The organism is Pseudomonas sp. AU12215 (assembly GCF_001675465.2).
Taxonomy (GTDB): domain Bacteria; phylum Pseudomonadota; class Gammaproteobacteria; order Pseudomonadales; family Pseudomonadaceae; genus Pseudomonas; species Pseudomonas nitroreducens.
On the sequence record NZ_MACM02000164.1, the window covers coordinates 62,291 to 86,632 of the forward strand.

The window sequence follows — 24,342 nt, forward strand, 5'->3', positions numbered from 1 at the left end:
TTTCATGAGTGCAATCGACTCAACCCAGGCTCTCGTCGATCACTACCACCACCTTGCCCTGCACCTGGTTGCTCGCCAGCGCATCGAACGCGCTCTGCGCATCGCGGACCGGGAAGGTGCGCTCCAGTTGAGCGCTGATTTGGCCGGACTCGAACAGCGGCCAGACCTTCTGTCCGAGTTCAGCGATCAGCTGCGCCTTGAAGTCCGCATCCCGCGAACGCAGGGTCGAGCCGATGAGCTGGATACGCTTGCCCAGCAGTAACGCCAGGTCCAGCTCGGCCTTGCGACCGCCCATCAGGCCAATGACCACCCAGCGACCGTCACGGCCGAGGATTTCCAGGTCGAGCTTGGCGTAGTTGGCGCCCACCGGATCGAGGATTACATCGAAGGGCGCGAAATCCCGAAGCGATTCGAGGCTCTCGCCGCGCAGCGCGCCGCCTTCGGCGCCCAGGCTTTCGCAGTAGGCCAGTCGATCGGCGGAGCCAACGCTGACCCAGCATGGGCTGTTGAACGCCTTGCACAGCTGGATGCCGGCCGAGCCGACGCCGCTGGCGCCGGCGTGCAGCAGGACTTTTTCACCGGGTTGCAGAGCGCCAAGCATGAACAGGTTAAGCCAGGCGGTAGCGTAGACCTCGGGCAGCGCAGCAGCCTCGGCCATGCTCAAGCCGGCAGGCACCGGCAGCGCATGGCGCTGGTCCACCACGACTTCCTCGGCCATACCGCCGCCAGCCAGCAGGGCGCAGACGCGGTCGCCCACCTGCCAGGTACTGCCGGCACCGACTTCGGTCACCACGCCGGCGCACTCCAGGCCGATAACGTCGCTCGCCCCCGGTGGCGGCGGGTAGAGACCGGCCACCTGCAACAGGTCGGCGCGGTTGAGTCCCGCGGCGGCGACCTGGATGCGGATCTGTCCCTGCGCGCAAGTCGGGTTCGGGCGCTCGGCCCACTCCACTCGCCCTTCGATGCCTTGCAATGCGTTCACGCTGCCTCCATAGTGATCCTGCAGGGCCCGATCCGAAAGGTCGGGCCCTTTCTTCGCGCCGAATTCACCTGCGATTGAACCCGGCGCCGCCAATTAAGGCCTAATATGCGTCATAACTCCGCGATCAGTCGAATCAGCATGAAGCGATTTTTGCCCCCTACCGCCCTGTTGTTCATCCTCGGCGCAACCGCCTTTTCCTCGTTCGCGGCAACCACCAGCCCGAATGTATGGGACGGCCTGCAGCCTGACCGGGATCAAGTGATCGCCAGCCTCAACATCGTTGAGTTGCTAAAGCGCCATCACTACAACAAGCCGCCGCTGAACGACGAGCGCTCGGCAAAGATCTATGACAGCTACCTGAAGACGCTCGATCCGGCGCGAATGTACTTCACCCAGGCCGACATCGACCAGTTCGCGCCCTGGCGCACCCAGTTCGACGACTTCCTCAAGAGCGGCGAACTGGAGCCCGGCTTCACCATCTACAAGCGTCACCTCGACCGCCTGAAGGAGCGCCTGGACTTCGCCCTGGCCACCCTGAACAAGGGCGTCGACAAGATGGACTTCAAGACCGACGAATCGCTGGAGATCGACCGCGAGAAATCGCCCTGGGCGAAAGACAGCGCCGCGCTCGACGACCTGTGGCGCAAGAAGGTGAAGGACGAAGTCCTGCGCCTGAAGATCGCCGGCAAGGACAACAAGGCCATCCAGGAACAGCTGACCAAGCGCTACAAGAACCAGCTGATGCGCCTGGAGCAGACCCGCAGCGAAGACATCTTCCAGGCCTACATCAACGCCTTCGCGCAGACTTATGACCCGCACACGCAGTACCTGTCGCCGGACAGCGCGGAAAACTTCGACATCAACATGAGCCTCTCGCTCGAAGGCATCGGCGCCGTACTGCAGAGCGACAACGACTACGTCAAGGTCGTGCGCCTGGTACCGGCCGGCCCCGCCGAGAAGAGCAAGCAGATCGCCACTTCCGACAAGATCATCGGCGTCGCCCAGGGCAAGGGCGAGATGGTCGACGTGGTCGGCTGGCGTCTGGATGAAGTGGTCAAACTGATCCGTGGCCCGAAAGGCTCTCAGGTCCGCCTGGAAGTGATTCCGTCCACCAACGCGCCGAACGATCAGACCAGCAAGATCGTCACCATCACCCGCGAGGCGGTGAAGCTGGAAGACCAGGCGGCGAAGAAGTCGGAAATCACCATCGACCACGAAGGCAAGAACTACAAGCTGGGCATCATCGACGTGCCCGCGTTCTACCTCGACTTCAAGGCCTATCGCGCCGGCGACCCGGACTACAAGTCCACCACCCGCGACGTGAAGAAGCTCATCGCCGAGCTGCAGAAGGACAATGTCGACGGCATCGTCATCGACCTGCGCAACAACGGCGGCGGCTCCCTGCAGGAAGCCACAGAACTGACCGGCCTGTTCATCGATCAGGGCCCGACCGTGCTGGTGCGCAACAGCGACGGCCGTGTCGACGTGCTCAACGATGACGAGGGCAAGGCGTTCTACACCGGCCCGATGACCGTGCTGGTCAACCGCCTGTCCGCCTCGGCCTCGGAGATCTTCGCCGGTGCCATGCAGGACTACCACCGCGCGCTCATCGTCGGCGGCCAGACCTTCGGCAAGGGCACCGTGCAGACCATTCAGCCGCTCAACCATGGCGAGCTGAAGTTGACCCTGGCCAAGTTCTACCGCGTCTCCGGCCAGAGCACCCAGCACCAGGGCGTGATCCCCGACATCGGCTACCCGTCCATCGTCGACGACAAGGAAATCGGCGAAAGCGCCCTGCCCGACTCGATGCCGTGGGACACCATCAAGCCCGTGCTGAAGGCCCAGGCCGATCCGTTCAAGCCGTTCCTCGACCAGCTGCGCACGCGCCACGACGCGCGCACCGAGCACAACGCGGACTTCGTCTACGCCCGCGAGCGCCTCGCCCTGGCCCAGGAGTTGATGAAGGAGAAGACCGTCAGCCTCAATGAAGCCAAGCGTCGCGCCCAGCAGACCAGCATCGAGAACCGTCAGCTGGCCATGGAGAACGCCCTGCGCAAATCCAAGGGCCAGGAACCGCTCAAGGAGCTGAAGAAGGAAGACGAGAACGCCCTGCCGGAAGAGGACAAGACCAAACCGCAGGACGACGCCTACCTCACCGAGTCCGGGCACATCCTGATCGACTATCTGAACCTGAACTCCCAGGTGGCCAAACACTGATCGGATGACATCAAACAGTCATGACACTGTCGTGAAATGCACAGGGCCGGGAAACCGGCCCTTTGCATTTCCAGCCACCGAGAACCGTCATGACCGTCACCGAGCAGTTGAGCGCGCTGGACCAGATCCTCGCTCACGGCGACCTGCACTGCCTGTTCCAGCCCATCCTGTCGCTTTCGGAAAGGCGCCTGGTGGGCTACGAAGCCCTTACGCGCGGCCCTTCCAACGGCCCTCTGCACTCGCCCCTGCCGCTGTTCAGCATCGCCCGCAGCAGCGGCCGCCTGAGCCAACTGGAGCTGCTCTGCCGGCGCAAGGCCTGCGCGCGCTTTCGCGACCTCAAGCTCGAGGGCAAGCTGTTCCTCAACGTGTCGCCCGAATCCCTGCTGGAACCAACCCACCAGCCCGGCCGCACACTGCAGTTGCTGCAGACTTTCGGCATCTCGCCCAGTGACGTGGTGATCGAGCTCACCGAGCAGACCCCCATCGAGGATTTCACCCTCCTCGACACCGCACTTCACCACTATCGCGCCATGGGTTTTTCCATCGCCCTGGATGACCTGGGTGCGGGCTACTCCAGCCTGCGCCTGTGGTCCGAGCTTCGACCCGACTACGTGAAGATCGACCGTCACTTCATCGAAGGCATCCACCTGGATGCGGTGAAGCGCGAGTTCGTCGGCTCGATCCTGAAGATGGCCCACGCCTCCCGCGCCCAGGTGATCGCCGAAGGCATCGAGATTCCCGAAGAGCTGGCCGTGCTTTCCGAGATGGGCGTGGACCTGGTCCAGGGCTACCTGCTTGGCCGCCCCAACGAAACTCCGCCTCGCGACGCTCGTGCCCTGCTACCGGAAGTGGACAGTGCTGGCGCGTTGCTGGCCGAAGATCAAGCGGACCTCGAGCCCCTGCTGCTGGAACAACCGGCGGTGCGCGACAGCACGCCCATCGCTGACGTGCTGGAGGCCTTTCGCGCCCAGGCCAACCTCAACTCCCTGGCGGTGCTCGACGGCCACGATCAACCGGTCGGCATCGTCCATCGCCATGCACTCTCGGACACCCTGCTCAAGCCGTTCGCGCCGGAGCTGTATGCGCGCAAGCCGATCAGCCGGCTGATGAGCGACGACTTCCTCGCGGTGGAACGCAGCCAGTCGCTGCAGCAGGTCAGCCGGCTGCTCACCAGCCGCGCGCGGCAACGCATCGAGGAAGACTTCATCATCACCCTGAACGGTCGCTACCTGGGGTTGGGCCGGGTGATCGACGTGCTCAAGCTGATCACCGAACTGAAGATCCGCCAGGCCCGGCACGCCAACCCACTGACGCTGCTACCGGGCAATGTTCCCATCCAGCAGTGCCTGTCGCGCCTGCTGCAACAGGGGCGCGAAGCGGTGGTGTGCTATGTCGACATCGACAGCTTCAAGCCCTTCAACGACCTCTACGGCTATGCCCGCGGCGATGAAGTTCTGCTGTGCCTGGCGCAGTGCCTGGGCGAGCGCGTGGACCCGACGCGGGACTTCGTCGGCCATATCGGCGGCGACGATTTCATGCTGGTGCTGGGGACGCAGGACTGGCGCGAGCGGCTCAACCACCTGCTGGAGGATTTCCAGGGCCAGTGCCGGCGCTTCTACAGCCGCGAGCACCTGGACGCGGGATGCTTCGTCGCACACAACCGCCAGGGGCGGCGCGAGGAGTATCCGCTGCTATCCCTGTCGATCGGCGTGGTGCACGTGAAAAGTGGCGCCGGTCAGCGTCTGGACGCCAGCCAACTGGCCGGGCTGGCCTCGGAGGCCAAGCGCCACGCGAAGAACATGCCCGGCTACAGCCTGCACATTCTCACGGCAGAATGATTCAGAGCCCCAACTGGCGGGCGCGCGTCTCGTAGCGTTCGGCCTGGGCTACATCGGGCTCGAGACCGGGGCCACCACTGCGGTACAACTCGCCAAGCTTGCGGGCCGCCAGCGGATGCCCCGCTTCGGCGGCCTGCCCCCAGTAGCGCGCCGCTTCCTGCGCATCGCCGGCATGGCGGGTATCGCCCTTGAGTGATTGCACGCCCAACTGGTACGCCGCCTTGTGGTCGCCTGCAGTGGCGGCCAGGCGCAACAGGCGCAGGCCTTCCTCGCGGGCGCCAAACCCCTGTCCGCGGAACAGCAGCAGGTGGCCGTAGAAGCTCTGTGCGCCAACATCCCCCAGCGCGGCCATGCGTGCGAACTGGCCCTGCATCCAGGCCCAGGAACGCGGCTGGCGGACCATCCACGGCCACCCCATCAGGCGCCGCGCCACCGCATAGCTCAGCCGTGCACGCAGACGCCAGAACAGCTCGCGAGGCGTCGCCACGTCAGAGCTCCTCGGGGTACTCGAACTCGAACACGCGCACCACTTCCGCCGCATGCCAGCCGGCGGCAGCAGGACCATCCGGCGCACCGGAGAATCGGCCCAGGCGTTCGACATGCTCGAAGAAGCCGGTTCTGGGCAGGCGGCTGGCGCCCTGGCTAATCACCAGCGAGCTGCGTATCGGCCGCCCCGCACGGGCATCCAGCGCAGCCAGGTGTTCCAGTGCGGCGGTCAGCACGGTCATGGCCGGGGTCGGCAATTGCAGGCGCTCGATCAGCGCCCGGTAGGTGAGCAGGTGGCGCTGGCGGCGGGCGTCTTCCAGCTCGCCGAGCAGGCCTTCCCAATGCTTGCGACTGATCTGCACGCTCAAGAAGCAGACTCCCCAGTGCCCAGGGCACGACGCAGGCCATGCTGGATGGCGTCGCTGGCCTCGCGCTCGCCGTTCTCTATCAGTGCCAGGTAGGACGGGCTGATGCCCACCGAGCGCGCCAGCGTTTCGATGGCGATGCCACGGGCTTCCCGCAGGGCTTTCCAGTCCGGCTTCTCGTCGAACACCGGGGACGCATCCGGTTTGACGAGCTGAGCAGCTCCGCGGCCGGCAGCCGCCAGCAGCGCCTGGTACTCAGCCCAGGGAACCACGGCGTACTCCGCTTCGCCGTCACGCATGATGACTTGAACGTTCATGACAACACTCCTTGCAGGCGGCCATCTTAACAGCCTGGCGCCGGGCTGTGCCGGCTATACTGCGGTCGCCGTCACGCCCACAAATCGGGGGAACGATTTGCAGCGCCTGATTCCACTCTGCCTGTGCCTGGCCAGCGCCCTGTGTGGCGCCGAAGAGCTGCGCTGGGGCTATTCGCCAAGCAACGGCATGCCCTATGCGGAAAGTATCGACCATGAATTGGCACCTGGCTTCATCCGCGATCTGGGGGAAGCCGTCGGACAGCGCCTGGGGCTCGAGATTCGCTTCGTGGAAACGCCGGACAAGCGCGCCGAGCCCGCCCTCGCCCAGGGCGCGATCCACCTGCTGTGCATCAACAATCCGCAGTGGATGAAAGCGCCGGAGAAACTGCACTGGTCTCCCAGCCTGTTCGAGGAAGAAGATGCCCTGGCCCAGCGGGCGGATGCGCCGCCTGTGGAGAACCTCGCGCAGCTGCACGACATCCGCATCGGCACCAGCCTGGGCTACGTCTACCCCGCCCCGCTGATGCAGGCCTTCGCCGAAGGACGGGTGAAGCGCGCCGATGTACGCGACCTGGATACACGTCTGCACATGCTCGAGGCCGGCCGCCTGGATGCATTGATCGAAATGCGCCGGCCGCTGGAGTTTCTCCTTGCCCAGCACCACGAATTGCCCGTGGCGATCCACAGTAACAACGTGCAGCACTACTCGATCCATTGCTCGTACGGCCCTGCCCTGCCGCTGCCCGCCGAGCGACTGGATGCCGTGCTGCAGGCGATGGTGAGCGACGGTTCCATCCAGCGCCTGCTCGGCGAGCAGAGCGCGCGGCTGCGTCAGAGACGCTGAATCGCTTCCGGCGGCGGCAGTTGCTTCAGGGCTTCGCGGGTTTCCACGCCCTGCGCGTCGCGCCAGACCTTGAAGGCATCGATCTCCGATTGCCAGCGACGTACCACCCAGGCCAGCACCGCCAGGTCGTCAAGGAAGCCGACGCCCAGCAGCCAGTCGGGCACCAGGTCCACGGGTGAAAGGAAATACAGCAGCGCCGCCACCACGGAAACCAGCGCCTGGGAACTGATGCCGCGGTAATCGCCGCGCACCCACGCCACCAGCAATTCCTGCAGCAGCTTCAGATCGGTCCTGGCCAGCTTCACCCGGCCACTCTTGCGAGCGACGGCGAACAGCAACGCAGGCACTCGCCCACCCGCGATGAAACGGCTGGCGAGCTTGAGGAAACGGTCAAATCCCGGAGGCTTTTTCATCGACTTACCTCGATAGGAAGATTCGTACAGAGCAGGTTCAGGTTATCCACCTTTCCTGTGGATAACTCTGTTGAAAGACACCCTCGATGTCGCCCAAACGCCCGCGCCACGAGGGCTGGAGACAGATCGGCGATTTTTTGTTCACCCCTACAAATGCGTTAAAAATCATGCAGTTGCGGCTAAGCGAAGGGCCCGGCAATGTCAAGGGGAGGAGATTGTTTCAACTGCGTCAAATATGTGCATAAGGGTAACACCGGAATGAAGGTTACTCCCCTTCAGACCCGACGGTCAGCGCACCGTTCCAGAGCGTTCCCCGCACAAACGAAAACGCCCCGCAGGTTACGGGGCGCTTCCACTGGTACGAAGGTACTCAGTTACTTCTTGGGCTGCTCTGCCGAAGCTTCCGGAGCCTCAGCCGCGTCAGGCTGATTCGGGTCCTTGATGGCCAGCAGTTCGAGATCGAACACCAGAACCGAGTTGGCCGGGATGGTCGGGCTCGGGCTCTGGGCACCGTAGGCCAGTTCGCTCGGGATGAAGAGCTTGATCTTCTCGCCGACGTGCATCAGTTGCAGGGCCTCGACCCAACCCGGGATCACGCCGCCGACCGGCAGGTCGATCGGGCTGCCACGCTGGATGGAGCTGTCGAAGACAGTACCGTCGACCAGCTTGCCTTCGTAGTGAACGGTGACGACATCGGTAGCCTTGGGCTGTGCGCCGTCGGCTTTCTTCACGACTTCGTACTGCAGGCCGGACTTGGTGGTGACCACGCCCTCACGCTTGCCGTTTTCCTCGAGGAATTTCTTGCCGGCTTCCAGGGCCTCGGCGTTCTTCTTGGCAACCTGCTCTTCAGTGCGCTTCTGCAGGGCGGTGAAGGCTTCGGTCAGCTCTTCGTCGGTCAGCTTCTGCTTCTGCTTGCCGACGGCATCTTCGATACCCAGGGCGACGGCTTTCGAATCCAGGTCATTCATGCCTTCCTGGGCGAGGCTCTTGCCCATGTTCAGGCCGATGCCATAGGAAGCTTTCTGCGCAGGAGTCTTGAGTTCCACTTCGGCGGCCTGTTTGTCGCAGCCCGCGAGAACCAGGCCGACCAGCGCGATCGCTGCCGCCAACCGATGTTGTTTCATGCTGAATCCTTGTCTTTGCGCCGTCATGGCTTAAGTAATGAAGCCGCGAGCTTATCAGGCGCTCGTGGCCAGTGGCTATGGGCAATAGGAACCACTGCCGAGAGAGAAGTTCCCACAGCAAACTTATAAGAAAATTAACAGGATAAGACAGACGGCCAGCACGCAATCACGGTGATCGAAGCGGGCAACTTTGACGGGACGCTTTCGCAGGAAAGGCTTTTGCAGACAAGGAAAGGAAGGAAAAGAAAAAGCCCCCAGGTATCGCTACCTGAGGGCTTTTCAGAATGTGGCGCAGCGGACGGGACTCGAACCCGCGACCCCCGGCGTGACAGGCCGGTATTCTAACCGACTGAACTACCGCTGCGTCGKAMCTCGAGTGGTGGGTGATGACGGGATCGAACCGCCGACCCTCTGCTTGTAAGGCAGATGCTCTCCCGGCTGAGCTAATCACCCTTCGTCTCGAAGTGGGGCGCATTCTACGGAGGACATTTGCACCTGGCAAGCCCCTCGATGAAAAAAATTTTCAGATGTTCCAAAGGCTTAGATGAAGAGGAGGAATGACGAAACGGGGTTGGCCTGAACCGCGCCGAACGGAATAATGGCTCCTTTGTGTCCAGGAGTTAGCCCCTCATGTGGTTCCGCAATCTGCTCGTATATCGCCTCACCCAGGATCTGCAGATCGACGCCGATGCCCTGGAAAAGGCCCTGGCCAGTAAACCGGCGCGCTCCTGCGCCAGCCAGGAGCTGACTACCTATGGTTTCTCCGCCCCCTTCGGCAAGGGCCCGGACGCGCCGCTGGTGCACGCCAGCGAGGGATTCTTCCTGATCAGTGCCCGCAAGGAAGAGCGCATCCTCCCCGGCAGCGTGGTACGTGACGCGCTCAAGGAGAAGGTCGACGAGATCGAAGCCGCACAGATGCGCAAGGTCTACAAGAAGGAACGCGACCAGCTCAAGGACGAGATCGTCCAGACTCTGCTGCCACGCGCCTTCATCCGTCGTTCCGTGACCTTCGCCGCCATCGCTCCGAGCCTGGGGCTGATTCTGGTCGATACCTCCAGCGCGAAGAAGGCCGAAGACCTGCTGTCCACCCTGCGCGAAGCGCTGGGCTCGCTGCCGGTGCGCCCGCTGACCGTGAAGACCGCACCGACCGCCACCCTGACCGAATGGGTGAAAACCCAGGAAGCCGCCGGCGACTTCTTCGTCCTCGACGAGTGCGAGCTGCGTGACACCCACGAAGACGGCGGCGTGGTGCGCTGCAAGCGCCAGGATCTGACCAGCGAGGAAATCCAGCTGCACCTGACCGCCGGCAAGCTGGTTACCCAGCTGTCCCTGGCCTGGTCCGACAAGCTGTCCTTCGTCCTCGACGACAAGGTCGCGATCAAGCGCCTGCGCTTCGAAGACATGCTGCAGGAGAAGGCGGAGCAGGACGGCGGCGAAGACGCCCTCGGCCAGCTCGACGCCAGCTTCACCCTGATGATGCTGACCTTCGCCGAATTCCTTCCAGCGCTGATCGAAGCGCTCGGTGGCGAAGCGATGCCCGAAGGCATCTGATGCCGTGACAGGCGCCGCGTCCTCGCGGCGCCTGTCCTGACAATAAGGCCCACATAAAAAGAAGGACGGCCCATGCGTGCTCTCATCCTGCTCAGCCGCTTCATGGGCAACACCTTCGCCCTCTGGGTGCTGCTCTTCGCCATTCTGGCGTTCTTCATCCCCTCACTCTTCACTCCGCTCACCATCGCCATCGTCCCAATGCTCGGCGTGGTGATGTTCGGCATGGGCCTGACGCTCAAGGTCGAGGACTTCGCCGAAGTCGCCCGGCACCCGTGGCGTGTCACCCTCGGTGTGATCGCCCACTTCGTGATCATGCCCGGCATGGCCTGGCTGCTCTGCCAACTGATGCACCTGCCGCCGGAAATCGCCGTGGGCGTGATCCTGGTCGGCTGCTGCCCCAGCGGTACCGCTTCCAACGTGATGACCTGGCTCTCGCGCGGCGATCTGGCGCTTTCCGTGGCCATCGCCGGCGTGACCACCCTCCTCGCCCCGCTGCTGACTCCGGCGCTGATCTGGCTGCTGGCCTCGGCCTGGCTGCCGGTGTCCTTCGGCGCGCTGTTCTGGTCGATCCTGCAGGTCGTCGTGGTACCCATCGTCCTCGGCATCGTCGCTCAGCGCATGCTCGGGGCGCGAGTTCTCCACGTGGTCGATGTGCTGCCGCTGATCTCGGTGATTTCCATCGTGATCATCGTCGCCGCCGTGGTCGCGGCCAGCCAGGCGAAGATCGCCGAATCCGGCCTGCTGATCATGGCCGTGGTGATCCTGCACAACGGTTTCGGCTTCCTGCTCGGCTACTTCACCGCCAAGGTCTTCGGGCTGCCGCTGGCGCAGCGCAAATCGCTGGCGCTGGAAGTCGGCATGCAGAACTCCGGGCTTGGCGCCGCGCTGGCCAGTGCGCACTTCTCGCCGCTGGCGGCCGTACCCAGCGCGCTGTTCAGCGTCTGGCACAACATTTCCGGCGCTACGCTTTCCACCTGGTTCCGACGCATGTCCGATGAGCCACCCGTCCAGAAAGAAGCCCCGCAATAGGGCAACCTCCCGCGCCGGGTTGCCCGGCGCACCGCTTTTGTGCAAAATAATGCACATTGTGAGGACGACCTCACCACCTTCCGGTGCTCCAGCGGGGACGGCCCTCCATTCCATCCACCGTCTGGAGAGTTCCATGTCCTGGATCATTCTGTTCGTCGCCGGCCTGTTCGAAGTGGGCTGGGCTGTCGGCCTGAAATACACCGAAGGCTTCACCCGACCGATACCGACCATCCTCACCGTGCTGGCGATCATCACCAGCATGGGCCTGCTTGGCCTGGCCATGAGGAATCTGCCCCTGGGCACCGCCTACGCCATCTGGACCGGTGTCGGCGCTGTCGGCACCGTCATCGTCGGGATCGTGCTGTTCGGCGAGTCCATGGCGCCGGTACGCCTGCTCAGCGTTGCGCTGATCCTGTGCGGACTGGTCGGACTGAAAATGAGCCACTGACGCTGTATCGGTTCTCGATACCGGCGGGTTGTCGCTTTCCCGAAAATTTGTCGGTATGCTGCGGGCCACTGTGTTTGCTTGGGTCACTGTGGCTCGTGACCTGGTGGGGCCATTCCCCACCACCCGGCTTCGACTGCACCTTGCAACTCAGGACGAGCGCGGACCTTTCCGCAAAACAATATTCAATTGTTCAAGGTGTATCTCCATGTCGAATCGTCAGACCGGCACCGTCAAGTGGTTCAATGACGCCAAGGGCTTCGGCTTCATCACTCCGGAAAGCGGCAACGATGTCTTCGTGCACTTCCGCTCCATCCAGGGCACCGGCTTCAAGTCGCTGCAGGAAGGCCAGAAGGTCTCCTTCATCGTGGTTGAAGGCCAGAAGGGCCTGCAGGCTGACGAAGTTCAGGTCATCTGAACCGCGACACGCCCATGAAAAAGCCCCGGCATTGCCGGGGCTTTTTCTTTGCCGCCAATAAAGTCAGCGCGCCGCGCCGCGCAGCATCGCGACCTGCTCCTGCAGCGCCAGGCGCCTGGCCTCTTCCGGTGCCACCGGTTGACCAGCCACCAGGCACACCCGCGACCACAGCCGGCGGAAGAAGCCCTTCTGCGGGTCACGGCTGAAGAAGCTGCCCCACAGGCCCTGCAACGCCATCGGGATCACCGGCACCGGCGTCTCCTCGATGATGCGCTCCACGCCGCCGCGGAACTCGTTCATCTCGCCATCCAGGGTCAGCATGCCCTCGGGGAAGATGCACACCAGCTCTCCTTCTCGCAGGTACTCGGCGACTTTGGCGAAAGCCTTTTCGTAGGTCTCCGGATCCTCGTTACGCCCGGCGATCGGCACCGCGCCGGCCGTACGGAAGATGAAATTGAGCACCGGGATGCGGAAGATCTTGTAGTACATGACAAAGCGCACCGGGCGCCGCACCGAACCCGCAATCAGCAGCGCATCGACGAAGGACACGTGGTTGCACACCAGCACCGCGGGGCCTTCGTCGGGGATGGCTTCAAGGTTGCGATGGTCGACTCGGTACATCAAATGGGTCAGCAGCCAGACCAGGAAGCGCATGGTGAACTCGGGCACGATCTTGAAGATGTAGACGTTCACCGCGACGTTCATCAGCGAGAGCACGAGGAACAGCTCGGGGATCGTCAGCTTCGCCACCGACAGCAGCAGGATCGAGACGATCGCCGCCGCCACCATGAATAGCGCATTGAGGATGTTGTTCGCCGCGATCACCCGCGCGCGCTTGTCTTCCTCGGTGCGCGCCTGGATCAGTGCGTACAGCGGCACGATGTAGAAGCCGCCGAAGATACCGATGCCGAGGATATCCGCCAGCACAGCCCAGGACTGCGAGTGCTCCAGCACGGCCAGCCAGTTGTAGGGCTGCGCGCCCTGCGGGAAGCCGCCCGAATGCCACCACAGGAGGATGCCGAACAGGCTCAGGCCGATGGAGCCGAAGGGCACCAGGCCGATTTCCACCTTCTTGCCGGAAAGCTTTTCGCAAAGCATCGAGCCCAGCGCGATGCCCACCGAGAACACGGTGAGGATCAGCGTCACCACGCTCTCGTCGCCATGCAGCAGTTCCTTGGCGTAGGTCGGGATCTGCGTCAGGTAGACCGCGCCGAGGAACCAGAACCAGGAGTTGCCCACCAGCGAGCGCGACACCGCCGGGCGCTGGCGCAGACCGAGCAGGAGGATGCTCCAGGACTGGCGGAAGATGTTCCAGTCGACCTTCAGGTCCGGCAGCGCAGCTGCCGCACGGGGAATGTTGCGGCTGGCGAGGAAACCGCAGACAGCCACCAGCACCACGGCGATGCCGACGCCGGCCGCATAGTCCTGCCGCGACATCAGCACGCCGGCGCCGATGGTGCCGCAGAGGATGGCGAGGAAGGTGCCCATTTCCACCAGGGCGTTGCCGCCAACCAGTTCGTCCTCGCGCAGGTGTTGCGGCAGGATCGAGTACTTCACCGGGCCGAACAGCGCCGAGTGCGTGCCCATGGCGAACAGCGCGAGGAACAGCAGCGGCAGGCTGCCGAACACGAAGCCCGCGGCGCCCACCGCCATGATCACGATCTCGGCCAGCTTCAGCGCGCGCATCAGCGCGTCCTTGTTGAACTTCTCGCCGAACTGGCCGCCCAGGGCGGAGAACAGGAAGAACGGCAGGATGAACAACAGCGCGCAGAGGTTGACCAGCAGGTTGCGGTCACCGCCGACGGTGAGATGGTAGAGGATCGCCAGGATCAGCGACTGTTTGAAGATGTTGTCGTTGAACGCACCCAGCAGCTGGGTAATGAAGAAGGGCAGGAATCGCTTGGTGCCCAGCAGGGCGAATTGCGAGTGTTGAGACATCGTCCTTGTTTACCTGCGTAGCGGCCTTGAGCCGGAATGACAGCACGGATATGACGGCAACAGCGTGAAGAAAAGCCACATTTTCCGCACAAATCCATTCGAACGCCGTAATCCGTGCAAGAAAAAGCCCGTCGCGAAGGACGGGTTTTTCAATGAGCCGGGAAGACGTCAGAAGCCGACGCTGCCCTGCACGTAGAAAGTGCGCGGCTCGCCCAGGTAAATCCCGGCGTTGTTGTCGCTGGAACGGGTGTAGTTCATCTGGTCGAAGATGTTCTTCACCCCGGCGGCGACTTTCAGGTTCGACGCCTGCGGGCCGAAGTCGTAGCCCACGCGGGCGTTCCACAGCACGTAGCCGGGGATGTCGCCGTACTGGCCATCGGCGCTCGGCTCGGTGATGTAGTTGCCGGTGAAGCTGCCGTTGGAGTTGGTGGTCGGGCCGGGCGCGCGCTGCCCCGACTGGGCGAAGCCGTCGACGTTGTAGGTCCAGCGGTCATGCTCGTAGCGCAGGCCGATGGTCGCCACCTGGCGCGAGTACAGCGGCAGGTCGCGGCCCTTGAACGACGGGATCTCACCTTCGTAGGTAGCGCGGGTATAGGTGAAGGTGCCGTAGGCAGTCAGGCCGGCGAGTACCGGGTCCAGCGCAGCCATGTCGTAGTGCGCGGAGGTCTCGATGCCCTGGTGCTTGGTGGCGCCCAGGTTGGTCCAGCCCACGTCGTTGCTGATGTACTGCAGCTCATCGTCGAAGTCGATGTAGAACAGCGTGACTTCGCCACCCCAGGTGCCGTTGTCGTAGCGCGTGCCCACTTCGTAGGTCTTCGCCTTCTCGGGCTGCAGGCCGCTGGCGGTGTCGTTGCCGCTGCCGCCCTGGCCGAGCTGGAAGTATTGCAGGCTGCCGAAGGAGGTCTCGTAGTTGGCGAACAGCTTCCACTCGTCCGACAGGTGATACATCACCGCGAGCGCCGGCAGCGGCTCGTTGTAGTCCTTGCTGCGGTTCTTCTCCTGGACCGGCTTGCCCTTGTTGTCGAGGACCGGGCGCTCGTGCCAGTCAGTGGAGATGCGCTCGAAGCGGATGCCCGGGGTAACGGTCCAGTTGCCCACGTCGATCTTGTCGTCGAGGTAGAGGGAGTTCGCCTCGGTACCGCCTGTGCGGTCCTGGTAGGTGTGGCCGTCGGCGCCGGGTATCGGCGTCGGGATGTTGTTCACCAGGCCGACCTGGCTGGCGCGCTCGTGCATCGCCTCCTTCAGGTAGCGATAGCCGATGCTGGCTTCCTGGGTGGTCGGGCCGACCATGAAGATCTTCGACACGCGTGGCTCGATACCGAAGGTGTGGTAGTCGCGCGGGTAGGACGCCAGGGTCTTGAGGTCGCGGTTGGCGATGTTGCTGCCACGGAAGCTGTCGCTGTAGTAGGTCAGCACTTCGACCTGGGTGAGGTCGTCGATCTGCCGCTTGTACTTTAGCGAGACGTCCTTGCGACGACCGGTGAAGTTGTCGTAGTCGCGCACCGACTGGTACGGGTCCTTGTCGAACTGCGCCTGGGTCAGGCCACCGGGCATGTCGGCGCTGCCGTCGTAGTAGTGGAAGTTGGCGGAGAACTCGTCGACATCGGTGGGCGCCCAGTGGGTCTTGAACATCACGTCGTCGATGTCGGTGGCGTCGTTGCCGTCGCGGTAGCCCGCGCCCTTCACGCCCGAATACAGCAGTGCAGCGCCCATGCCGTTGTCGGCGGTACCGCCGAGGAAGGCGTTGTAGAGCTTCTTCCAGCCGCCGTGGGAAGCGGTTTCTACGGTGCTGCCGACGTCGCCGGAGAACTCCTTGGGAATCGCCCGGGTGACGAAGTTGATCACCCCGCCGACGTTCTGCGGTCCATAGCGCACGGAACCGGCGCCACGTACGACGTCGACGCTGTCGAGGTTGCCCACCGACAGCGGGAACATCGACAGCTGCGGCTGGCCATAGGGCGCCACGGCGGCCGGGACGCCATCGATGAGTACGGTGGAGCGTGGCGACAGGCGCGAGGTCAGGCCGCGCACGCCGACGTTGAGGGAAACATCGCTGCCGCCGGTGCCGTTGTTGTCCTGCACCTGCACGCCGGGAATACCGCGCAGCACGTCGCGTACGTTCTGCGCGCCCTCTTCGATCATCTGCTCGCGGCGTACCACGGTGCGCGCGCCGGGGTGGTTCTGCACAACCTGCTGGTCGGCCTCGCCGAGCCAGTCACCGACGACGGTGACGGTCTCCAGTTCCCTGGTGTCTTCTTCGGCCTGCACCGGCAGCAGCGGCGTGGCCAGGGCAACGGCGATCGCCAGGCGCGACCACGAACGAACGTGCGACATGCTTCCCCCTCCCCGGGTACTTCGTGAAGGGGTGGCAAATTAAAGCCGAATGTAAATTTTGTAAATGCAAATGTATCGCAAATGAAAAAATATTCCGATTGACTCAGATTCTCTTTCCGTCGTATCGAACGATCGCTCAATGGCGTGTGATAAAAAAGCCGGCACCCCATCAAGGGCAAGGTTCTTCAGGGGGATACGGCAGAAACGTCAGGCCTGGCGGAGCGACCGCGCGCAGGCCTGGCGATACTCGCCAGGGCCGACCCCATAGGCCTGCTTGAACTGCCGGCTGAGGTGGCTTTGATCGGCGAAGCCCAGTTGCATGGCCACGTTCACCGGCATGCAGCCCTGCTTGAGCAGCGCCCTCGCCTGTTCCAGTCGACGCTGCTTGAGCCAGGCATGGGGCGGCAGGCCAGTGGCCTTGCGGAACACGCGGGCAAAGTGGAACGGAGAAAGCCCGACGGCGGCGGCCAGTTCCTCCAGCGACGGCGGCTCCAGCAAGCGCGAGCCAAGCAGCTCGCGGGCCCGCGCCACCGCCACCGGTTCATTGCCCGCGGGCTGCGCCTCGGGAATCCGCCCGTGGCGCTGGAACAGCAACAGCAGCGCCTCGCGCCAGCAGGTCTGGCGCTGCAGCACAGTAGCGTCGGAATCCGCCAGCCGGTGCGCGGCGAACAGCGCCTGCACCAGTTCCGGATCATTCACCACGCTGGCAGCGAAAGACGGCGTGCCGCCCTTGCCCAGCTCCAGCTCCTCCAGCACGCCGGAAACCTGCGCCAGCTCCGGATAGAAACCACGGTAGCGCCAGCCGGCCTCGTCGGCCTTGGAGCCGGTGTGGACCTCGTCGGGGTTGATCAGCACTACGCTGCCGGCCGGAGCGAAGTGCTCGGCACCGCGATGGTGAAAGCGCTGCGCCCCCTGCTCGATCATGACGAAGGCGAAGCCTTCATGGACGTGGGGCGAGAACACCTGCTCGATGTAGCGTGCGTGCAGCAGCTCGACGCCGCCCAGTTCCTGGGCGCGCCAGAAGCGGGTGCGTTCGCCGCTTGCGTGGTCTTCTGCCATGTACCACTCCCGTCAAGGGACTCTTTGTATGCCGTGCCCTGCCGGCATATCAGCCATTACTGGAAAATGGCGTCCGGGCTGTCCCTCACCCCAGCCCTGGCTACGCGCCCCGCTCAGAGGGAGAGGGAGCCGTCTGCGCCGGCTGACACAATAGTTTCCTCCTGCGCCGAACAGTCCCCTCTCCCTTGGGGAGAGGGTTAGGGTGAGGGGGCAAGCGGTGCAGAGTATCACTCAGCCGACGAAACCGGCTTCCAGCGCGGCCTTCACCTGTGGCCATTCCTGGTCGGTGATGCTGTACAGAATGGTGTCGTCGAGCCGCCCGCCAGCCAGGCGCCGATGGTTGCGCAACACACCCTCGCGCACCGCGCCGAGCTTCTCGATGGCGCGCTGGGAGCGCTCATTGCTGGCGGCGGTCTTGAACTGCACGCGGACCATCTTCCAGCTGTCGAAGGCATGGCGCAGCATCAGGTACTTCATGGTGGCGTTGAGGCCGCTGCCGTGCTGGGCCTGGTCCAGCCAGGTGGCGCCGATCTCGCAGGCCGGCAGCGCCGGGAGGAAGTCCATGAAGCGCGTGGTGCCGACGATCTGGTTGCCCAGGCGCACCACCAGCGGCAGGGCGCGGCCCTCGCGCTGGTCGGCCAGCCCCTGGCGGTACCAGTCCGGGCGTCCAGGTGCGCTCATGAACTGCAGGACCTCGCGGTTCTGCTCTGCCAGCGTCACCAGGTCCGGTACGTCGGCCTCCACCATGGGCTCCAGGCGCAGGGCCCCGCGCTGCAAGGTGATGGGTAACGGTCTGAACATGGCGCCCTCCTCGACACACGACGCAGAATCATCGCTCACATCAGAGCGTAGCGGCCCGATGAAGTGCCGCGCGCCGGCAGGCGCACGACAGACGGACCGCGAAAAGGCCGGCAAGCTATCAGTCCGGCGCGCCGCCCTCAAGTGTGAGGCGCGACACGGCGCCACTGAGACATTGGTAGCAGGCGTCTGACAGTTCCGGACTTTGGTGCGAAACTGCTGCCAGCGCTCCTGCGGGGGAGCCAGTTCATTTCCGGAGTCAGCATGTCGTTGTCCAGTGGGTTGATCGCAACGGTCGCCCTGCTCTACATGGCGGTCCTGTTCGCCATCGCCTTCTATGGCGACCGCCGTCGCGCCCCTCTTTCGCCGCGCGTCCGCGCCTGGGTCTACAGCCTCTCGCTGGCTGTGTATTGCACCAGCTGGACCTTCTTCGGCGCCGTCGGCCAGGCTGCCGACCAGTTGTGGTCATTCCTGCCGATCTATGTCGGCCCCGTGCTGCTGATGCTCTTCGCGCCCTGGGTGCTGCAGAAGATGATCATGATCAGCAAGCAGGAGAACATCACCTCCATCGCCGACTTCATCGCCGCGCGCTACGGCAAGTCCCAGGCGCTGGCAGTGGTGGTGGCGCTGATCTGTGTGGTCTGCGTGTTGCCCTACATCGCCCTGCAGCTCAAGGGCATAGTCCTCGGGGTGAACCTGCTGATCGGCGCCGGCCCCGATTCGGGCGGCATCCGCGCCCAGGACACGGCGCTGATCGTGTCGCTGATTCTCGCCTTGTTCACCATCGTCTTCGGTACCCGCAACCTGGATGTCACCGAGCACCACCGCGGCATGGTGCTGGCCATCGCCTTCGAATCCCTGGTCAAGCTGACCGCCTTCCTCGCCGTCGGCATCTTCGTCACTTACGGCCTATATGACGGCTTCGGCGACCTGCTGGACAAGGCCCGCGTCGCCCCGCAGCTCAACGAATACTGGAAGGAGACCGTGCACTGGCCAGCCATGCTGCTGCAGACCGGCGTGGCGATGACCGCCATCATGTGCCTGCCGCGCCAGTTCCACGTGCTGGTGGTGGAGAACATCGAGCCGCGCGACCTGAACCTGGCGCGCTGGGTGTTCCCGATCTACCTGGTGCTGGCCGCACTGTTCGTGGTGCCGATCGCCCTGGCCGGGCAGATGCACCTGCCGGCGGGCGTGATGCCGGACTCCTTCGTGATCAGCCTGCCGCTGGCCGAGGCCCATCCCGCACTGGCACTGCTGGCCTTCATCGGTGGCGCCTCGGCGGCCACCGGCATGGTCATCGTCGCCAGCGTGGCGCTGTCCACCATGGTCTCCAACGACATGCTGCTGCCCTGGCTGCTGCGTCGCAAGGGCGAGGCCGAGCAGCCCTTCGAGGTGTTCCGCCACTGGCTGCTGACCGTGCGCCGGGTGAGCATCGCGCTGATCCTCCTGCTGGCATACGTCAGCTACCGGCTGCTGGGCTCCACCGCGAGCCTTGCCACCATCGGCCAGATCGCCTTCGCCGCCATCGCCCAGCTCGGCCCAGCGATGATCGGCGCGTTGTACTGGAAGCAGGCCAACCGTCGTGGTGTGTTTGCCGGGCTGGCCGCCGGCTCGTTCCTCTGGGCGTACACCCTGGTGCTGCCGGTGGTCGCCAAGGGCCTGGGCTGGCCGCTGGAAACCTTCCCCGGCCTGGCCTGGCTAGCCGGCCGTCCGTTCGGCCTGTCCATCGAGCCGCTGACCCTGGGCGTGCTGCTCTCGCTGATCGGCAACTTCGCGCTGTTCGGGCTGGTCTCGGTGTTCTCGCGCACCCGCGTGTCGGAACACTGGCAGGCCAGCCGCTTCATCGGCCAGGAAATCTCGCAGAAGCTCAGCTCGCGCTCGATGCTCGCGGTGCAGCTGGAAGACCTGCTGATGCTCGCCGCGCGCTTTGTCGGCGAGGAGCGCGCGCGGCAGAGCTTCATCCGCTTCGCCTACCGCCAGGGCAAGGGCTTCACGCCCAGCCAGAACGCCAACGACGAATGGATCGCCCACACCGAACGCCTGCTCGCCGGCGTGCTCGGCGCCTCCTCCGCGCGCGCCGTGGTGAAGGCCGCCATCGAAGGCCGCGAGATGCAGGTGGAGGACGTGGTGAAGATCGCCGACGAAGCCTCCGAGGTCCTGCAGTTCAACCGCGCACTGCTGCAGGGCGCCATCGAGAACATCACCCAGGGCATCAGCGTGGTCGACCAGTCGCTGCGCCTGGTGGCCTGGAACCACCGCTACATCGAGCTGTTCGAGTATCCGGAGGGGCTGATCTACGTCGGCCGGCCCATCGCCGACATCATCCGCTACAACGCCGAACGTGGCCTGTGCGGGCCGGGCGACCCGGACCTGCACGTCGCCAAGCGACTGTACTGGATGCGCCAGGGCACGCCGCACACCTCCGAGCGGCTGTTCCCTAACGGCCGCGTCATCGAGCTGATCGGCAACCCGATGCCCGGCGGCGGCTTCGTCATGAGCTTCACCGACATCACCAACTACCGCGACGCCGAGCAAGGCCTGAAGGACGCCAACGAGAGCCTGGAACAGCGTGTGCAGGAGCGCACCTTCGAGCTGTCGCAGCTCAACCAGGCACTCACCGAGGCCAAGGGCACGGCCGAGGCGGCGAACCAGTCGAAGTCGCGCTTCCTCGCTGCGGTCAGCCACGACCTGATGCAGCCGCTGAACGCCGCGCGGCTGTTCTCCGCCGCCCTCGCCCACCAGGACAAACTGCCCGAAGAGGCTACCGAACTGGTGCGCCACCTGGACTCCTCATTGCGCTCGGCGGAAGACCTGATCACCGACCTGCTGGACATCTCGCGTCTTGAGGGTGGCCGCGTCAGCGCCGACGTCGCAGCCTTCCCGCTGAGCAACCTGTACGACACCCTCGGCGTGGAATTCCGCGTACTGGCCCAGGAGCACGGCATCGACTTCCACGTGCGCGGCAGCAAGCTGCGCGTGGAAAGCGACATCAAACTGCTGCGCCGCGTGCTGCAGAACTTCCTCACCAATGCCTTCCGCTATGCCAAGGGCCACGTGCTGCTGGGCGTGCGCCGCGAGGCCGGGCACCTGCGGCTCGAAGTCTGGGACCACGGTCCAGGCATCCCGCCGGACAAGCTGCAGGTGATCTTCGAGGAATTCAAACGCCTGGACAGCCACCAGACCCGCGCCGAAAAGGGCCTGGGTCTGGGCCTGGCCATCGCCGACCGTCTGTGCAAGGTCCTCGGCCACCGCCTGGAAGTACGTTCCTGGCCGGGCAAGGGCAGCGTGTTCAGCGTCAGCGTGCCGCTCGCCCGCCAACCAGCCCCGGCGCCGCTCAACGGGCACAAGGTGGAAACCCCGGAACAGCTCAACGGCGCGCAGGTGCTCTGCGTGGATAACGAAGACAGCATCCTCACCGGCATGAACAGCCTGCTGACCCGCTGGGGCTGCCGCGTGCTCACCGCACGCAGCCGCGAGGAATGCCAGGCGCTGCTGGACGGCGACGCGCGCCCGCAACTGGCCCTGATCGACTACCACCTGGACGACGGCGAACTCGGCACCGACCTCATGGCCTGGCTGCGCACCCGCCTGGGCGAGCCGGTGCCAGGCGTGGTGATCAGCGCGGACGCCCGCCCCGAACTGGTGGCGCAGATCCATGCGGCCGGGCTGGACTTCCTGCCCAAGCCGGTGAAGCCGGCAGCGCTACGGGCATTGTTGAGTCGGCATCTGAGCCTGAGATAATTCGTCTAGCCGCGCCTTGGCAGCGGCGTCGCGAACCCACCCAAAACCAGCAGCCAGCGATACTTCACGCCACCCTCCCACGCCACTGCAAAACCACCACCCCGGCAATGATCAGCCCGATGGCCAGATAACCTTCGGGCGACAACCGCCGCACTGAAAAACCCGCCCAGCCGAACTGATCGCACAACGCCGACATCAGCATCTGCCCCGCCACTACGCAGGCGAGGAACGTTGCCGCGCCCAACTGCGGCGCCAGCATCACGGCCACCGTCAGGTACGCTGCACCGAACAACCCACCCAGCCAGCCCCACCAGGGCGTGGCGGCAATTCCTGCGGCAGCGGGGAGCGGTACGCGGAACGCCAGCAGCGCAATGATCACCGCCGCCAGGCTGACACCCAGCGAGGTCAAGCTGGCACTCAGTGGGTGCCCCAACTGGCGCCCCAGCAGCGAGTTGCTGCCCGCCTGCAAGGCGACCAGCGCGCCCACAGCGATGGCAGGCAATAACAGAAGCAGTTTCGACATCGAAGATTCTCCATGGCTTGTCGATGGGGCTCAGCTTCTGCTATCCATTCAGCGCATGGAAATGAATGATTGGCACAACCCGAATGCACTCGATTCATGACTTGCGCCGCATCGATCTCAACCTGCTGGTGATCCTCGACGCCCTGCTGGAAGAGCGCCACGTCTCCCGCGCCGCCGAGCGGCTGGCCATGACCCAGCCGGCGGTGAGCCACGCGCTGAATCGCCTGCGCGACCTGCTGGATGACCCGCTGTTGGTGCGCGCCGGCAACCAGATGCAACTGACCCGCCGCGCCTTCGAACTGGCCGGCCCGCTGCGGGGAATCCTCGGTGGCGTGCGCCGGCTGGTACTGGGCGATGATTTCGATCCGGCGAACGCCGAGCTGGAGCTACGCCTGGGCATGTCCGACTACGGCGCCTGGGTGGTGTTGCCAACGCTGCTGCCGATCCTGCGCCGCGAGGCGCCGGGCATACATCTGGACGTCCGCCAGGCTTCGCGCGGGGGCATGGCCGAGCAGGTGTCGAGCGGCGAGCTGGATGGTGCCCTTGGGGTCTTCCCCATGCTGCCGGAAGGGCTGCGGGTGCAGCGCCTGTTCGAGGAACGCTTCGTCTGCCTGTGCTCGAGCGAAACCCTGGGCGGCCGCAAGCGCCTGGACCTGGACGACTACCTAGCCGCCCCACACCTGCGGGTCGCCCTGCAGCAGAGCCCAGCGGAAGAGATCGACAGCCATCTGGAAAAACTCGGCCGGCGGCGTCAGGTGGCCTCTACCGTGCCGCATTTCAGCGTGGCGCCGAGCCTGTTGGCGGGTACCGATCTGGTGCTGACAATCGCCGCGCGGATGCTTCCGGACGATCTCGAAAGCCATGGCTTGGCCAGCTTCGAGCCGCCGCTGAAACTGGCACCGTTCGATTTCGTGCAGATCTGGTCGGAGGCCAGCGAGGACGACCCCGCGCGGCGCTGGCTGCGTGGCAAGCTGGCCCAGGCAGCCAGCTGACCACCTATTCCGGGGTTTCCAGGCGACGGAGGATTTCCCCAACGCGCTCGCCGAGCATCTCGTTGGCCGAGCGCTTCAGGCCTCGCGCCAGCTCCACCAGCACCACCTGTTCGGCCACGGGACGCAGGCGCTGGAAGACTTCGGCAAGGCGCTCCAGATCGGCCGCGCCGGGCAGCAGGTCGGTACCGGGCTTGTCCACCAGATGGGTCACCACCAGGCGCACGATACCGGCAGCCAGGTGTTCGGTGTCGGTTCGCAGCACGGCCAGATGATCCAGCAACGACGCCAGCGGAATACCCGCACGGTAGAGCTCGACACCGGCATTGAACAGGCGCGGGCTGGGGATATTGATGCGTTCGCCATCGAAAGCGAGCAGCCCTTGGGCCAGCGCCTCGTCGATCACGGCGTCGTTCAGCTCATCGCCAAACAACGCCTGCAGGTCGCTGAACTCGATGCTGCCGGGCGACTCCAGGTTCCATGGCCCGACGATGGCTTCGTCGAGGCCGAGCACATGGTCCAGGTCATGGCCGCTTTCCCAGCTCTGCAGCAGCTCCTTGATATTGGCGATGTTGTAGCCGCGCTCCAGCAGTCGATTGATCAGCCGCAGGCGGCGCAGGTGGCTGGCGAAATACACCCCGGCGCGGCCCCGGCGCTCGGGCGGCGGCAGCAGGCCACGATCCTGATAGGCGCGCAGGTTGCGTACCGTGGTGCCGCCCTCGCGGGCCAGTTCATCCACGGAATACTCGCGCTCGTCTTCCAGTGCGGAAGGCGCGTCGTCCGGGCGCTGCAGCAGGCGCTGCAGGAGGTTCAGGGGTGTGCTCATGGCCGGATGATAGCCATCGACATGCCCACGGAACAATCGGAAGGATTAATCCTTCGGTGATCCCCTTCGCATCCCCGAGGCCCAACCAAAGACGGGAACTGCACC

General features: G+C 64.6%; 21 protein-coding genes and 2 tRNA genes. 9 read left to right on the forward strand and 14 right to left on the reverse strand.

From position 1 onward, the window contains the following. Positions 1 to 19: 19 nt before the first annotated feature. Positions 20 to 982: an NAD(P)H-quinone oxidoreductase gene (locus A9513_RS25800; RefSeq protein ID WP_024763426.1), complete on the reverse strand. Its 963-nt coding sequence runs from the start codon at positions 980 to 982 to the stop codon at positions 20 to 22. Positions 983 to 1,120: 138 nt separating this feature from the next. On the opposite strand from A9513_RS25800, the gene A9513_RS25805 reads away from it, so the two are divergent. Both A9513_RS25805 and A9513_RS25810 read left to right on the forward strand, forming a co-directional pair. Continuing rightward, positions 1,121 to 3,199: a carboxy terminal-processing peptidase gene (locus tag A9513_RS25805; RefSeq protein WP_065085970.1), complete on the forward strand. Its 2,079-nt coding sequence runs from the start codon at positions 1,121 to 1,123 to the stop codon at positions 3,197 to 3,199. An 89-nt stretch (positions 3,200 to 3,288) separates the two neighbouring features. Beyond that, positions 3,289 to 5,037 carry a bifunctional diguanylate cyclase/phosphodiesterase gene (locus tag A9513_RS25810; RefSeq protein WP_037009236.1) on the forward strand — a complete coding sequence of 583 codons (1,749 nt, stop codon included), beginning with the start codon at positions 3,289 to 3,291 and terminating at the stop codon, positions 5,035 to 5,037. Between the two features lies 1 nt (position 5,038). Here the strand turns inward: A9513_RS25810 and A9513_RS25815 are convergent, their stop codons facing one another. From A9513_RS25815 to A9513_RS25825, 3 genes are all read right to left on the reverse strand, one after another. Beyond that, positions 5,039 to 5,455, reverse strand: coding sequence for a tetratricopeptide repeat protein (locus A9513_RS25815; RefSeq protein WP_226046613.1), 417 nt, complete (start codon positions 5,453 to 5,455; stop codon positions 5,039 to 5,041). A 70-nt stretch (positions 5,456 to 5,525) separates the two neighbouring features. Continuing rightward, positions 5,526 to 5,891, reverse strand: coding sequence for a hypothetical protein (locus A9513_RS25820; protein WP_024763424.1), 366 nt, complete (start codon positions 5,889 to 5,891; stop codon positions 5,526 to 5,528). Beyond that, entirely contained in the window at positions 5,888 to 6,205 is a 318-nt protein-coding gene (locus A9513_RS25825) for a helix-turn-helix domain-containing protein (RefSeq protein WP_024763423.1), read from the reverse strand. Before A9513_RS25825 ends, A9513_RS25820 begins: the two co-directional genes overlap by 4 nt. A 97-nt stretch (positions 6,206 to 6,302) precedes the next feature. Between A9513_RS25825 and A9513_RS25830 the strand changes: the two genes are divergently transcribed. Next, positions 6,303 to 7,049, forward strand: a complete 747-nt coding sequence (locus A9513_RS25830) for an ABC transporter substrate-binding protein (protein WP_037009232.1) — start codon at positions 6,303 to 6,305, stop codon at positions 7,047 to 7,049. Here A9513_RS25830 and A9513_RS25835 read toward each other — a convergent pair. The 4 genes from A9513_RS25835 to A9513_RS25850 all read right to left on the reverse strand — a co-directional run bounded on the left by A9513_RS25835 (position 7,037) and on the right by A9513_RS25850 (position 9,039). After that, a complete protein-coding gene (locus A9513_RS25835; RefSeq protein WP_024763421.1) occupies positions 7,037 to 7,462 on the reverse strand; it encodes a YkvA family protein in 426 nt (141 codons plus the stop codon). The two genes, A9513_RS25830 and A9513_RS25835, sit on opposite strands and share 13 nt — an antisense overlap. A 374-nt stretch (positions 7,463 to 7,836) precedes the next feature. Continuing rightward, a complete protein-coding gene (locus tag A9513_RS25840; RefSeq protein WP_024763420.1) occupies positions 7,837 to 8,586 on the reverse strand; it encodes an FKBP-type peptidyl-prolyl cis-trans isomerase in 750 nt (249 codons plus the stop codon). A gap of 287 nt (positions 8,587 to 8,873) precedes the next feature. Further along, positions 8,874 to 8,950 (reverse strand) — tRNA-Asp (locus tag A9513_RS25845). 13 nt (positions 8,951 to 8,963) lie between these two features. Then, positions 8,964 to 9,039 (reverse strand) — tRNA-Val (locus A9513_RS25850). 177 nt (positions 9,040 to 9,216) lie between these two features. On the opposite strand from A9513_RS25850, the gene rdgC reads away from it, so the two are divergent. The 4 genes from rdgC (at position 9,217) to A9513_RS25870 (ending at position 12,029) form a co-directional block, all read left to right on the forward strand. Beyond that, positions 9,217 to 10,137 (forward strand): recombination-associated protein RdgC, encoded by a 921-nt coding sequence (gene rdgC / locus A9513_RS25855; protein ID WP_024763419.1) that lies wholly within the window; start codon positions 9,217 to 9,219, stop codon positions 10,135 to 10,137. Positions 10,138 to 10,209: 72 nt separating this feature from the next. Then, positions 10,210 to 11,166 carry a bile acid:sodium symporter family protein gene (locus A9513_RS25860; RefSeq protein WP_065085971.1) on the forward strand — a complete coding sequence of 319 codons (957 nt, stop codon included), beginning with the start codon at positions 10,210 to 10,212 and terminating at the stop codon, positions 11,164 to 11,166. Between the two features lie 133 nt (positions 11,167 to 11,299). Then, positions 11,300 to 11,614: a quaternary ammonium compound efflux SMR transporter SugE gene (gene sugE / locus A9513_RS25865; protein WP_024763417.1), complete on the forward strand. Its 315-nt coding sequence runs from the start codon at positions 11,300 to 11,302 to the stop codon at positions 11,612 to 11,614. Positions 11,615 to 11,819: 205 nt separating this feature from the next. Further along, positions 11,820 to 12,029 (forward strand): cold-shock protein, encoded by a 210-nt coding sequence (locus tag A9513_RS25870; RefSeq protein ID WP_024763416.1) that lies wholly within the window; start codon positions 11,820 to 11,822, stop codon positions 12,027 to 12,029. Between the two features lie 63 nt (positions 12,030 to 12,092). Here the strand turns inward: A9513_RS25870 and A9513_RS25875 are convergent, their stop codons facing one another. The 4 genes from A9513_RS25875 to A9513_RS25890 form a co-directional block, all read right to left on the reverse strand. After that, positions 12,093 to 13,967 carry an MFS transporter gene (locus A9513_RS25875; protein WP_065085972.1) on the reverse strand — a complete coding sequence of 625 codons (1,875 nt, stop codon included), beginning with the start codon at positions 13,965 to 13,967 and terminating at the stop codon, positions 12,093 to 12,095. Positions 13,968 to 14,135: 168 nt separating this feature from the next. Then, positions 14,136 to 16,301 carry a TonB-dependent receptor family protein gene (locus tag A9513_RS25880; protein WP_065085973.1) on the reverse strand — a complete coding sequence of 722 codons (2,166 nt, stop codon included), beginning with the start codon at positions 16,299 to 16,301 and terminating at the stop codon, positions 14,136 to 14,138. A 207-nt stretch (positions 16,302 to 16,508) separates the two neighbouring features. Then, complete coding sequence (locus A9513_RS25885) at positions 16,509 to 17,360, reverse strand: AraC family transcriptional regulator (RefSeq protein ID WP_065085974.1); 852 nt, start codon at positions 17,358 to 17,360, stop codon at positions 16,509 to 16,511. 231 nt (positions 17,361 to 17,591) lie between these two features. Then, on the reverse strand, positions 17,592 to 18,161 hold the full coding sequence (locus A9513_RS25890; RefSeq protein WP_024763415.1) for a GNAT family N-acetyltransferase: 570 nt from the start codon (positions 18,159 to 18,161) through the stop codon (positions 17,592 to 17,594). A 261-nt stretch (positions 18,162 to 18,422) separates the two neighbouring features. Between A9513_RS25890 and A9513_RS25895 the strand changes: the two genes are divergently transcribed. Continuing rightward, a complete protein-coding gene (locus tag A9513_RS25895; protein WP_024763414.1) occupies positions 18,423 to 21,899 on the forward strand; it encodes a PAS domain-containing hybrid sensor histidine kinase/response regulator in 3,477 nt (1,158 codons plus the stop codon). 64 nt (positions 21,900 to 21,963) lie between these two features. Here A9513_RS25895 and A9513_RS25900 read toward each other — a convergent pair whose 3' ends face one another. Next, positions 21,964 to 22,422, reverse strand: a complete 459-nt coding sequence (locus A9513_RS25900; RefSeq protein ID WP_037015841.1) for a DMT family transporter — start codon at positions 22,420 to 22,422, stop codon at positions 21,964 to 21,966. Positions 22,423 to 22,505: 83 nt separating this feature from the next. Between A9513_RS25900 and A9513_RS25905 the strand changes: the two genes are divergently transcribed. Further along, positions 22,506 to 23,414 carry a LysR family transcriptional regulator gene (locus A9513_RS25905; protein WP_065085975.1) on the forward strand — a complete coding sequence of 303 codons (909 nt, stop codon included), beginning with the start codon at positions 22,506 to 22,508 and terminating at the stop codon, positions 23,412 to 23,414. A gap of 4 nt (positions 23,415 to 23,418) precedes the next feature. Here the strand turns inward: A9513_RS25905 and A9513_RS25910 are convergent, their stop codons facing one another. Next, positions 23,419 to 24,237, reverse strand: coding sequence for a MerR family transcriptional regulator (locus A9513_RS25910; protein ID WP_065086046.1), 819 nt, complete (start codon positions 24,235 to 24,237; stop codon positions 23,419 to 23,421). Positions 24,238 to 24,342 lie beyond the last annotated feature (105 nt).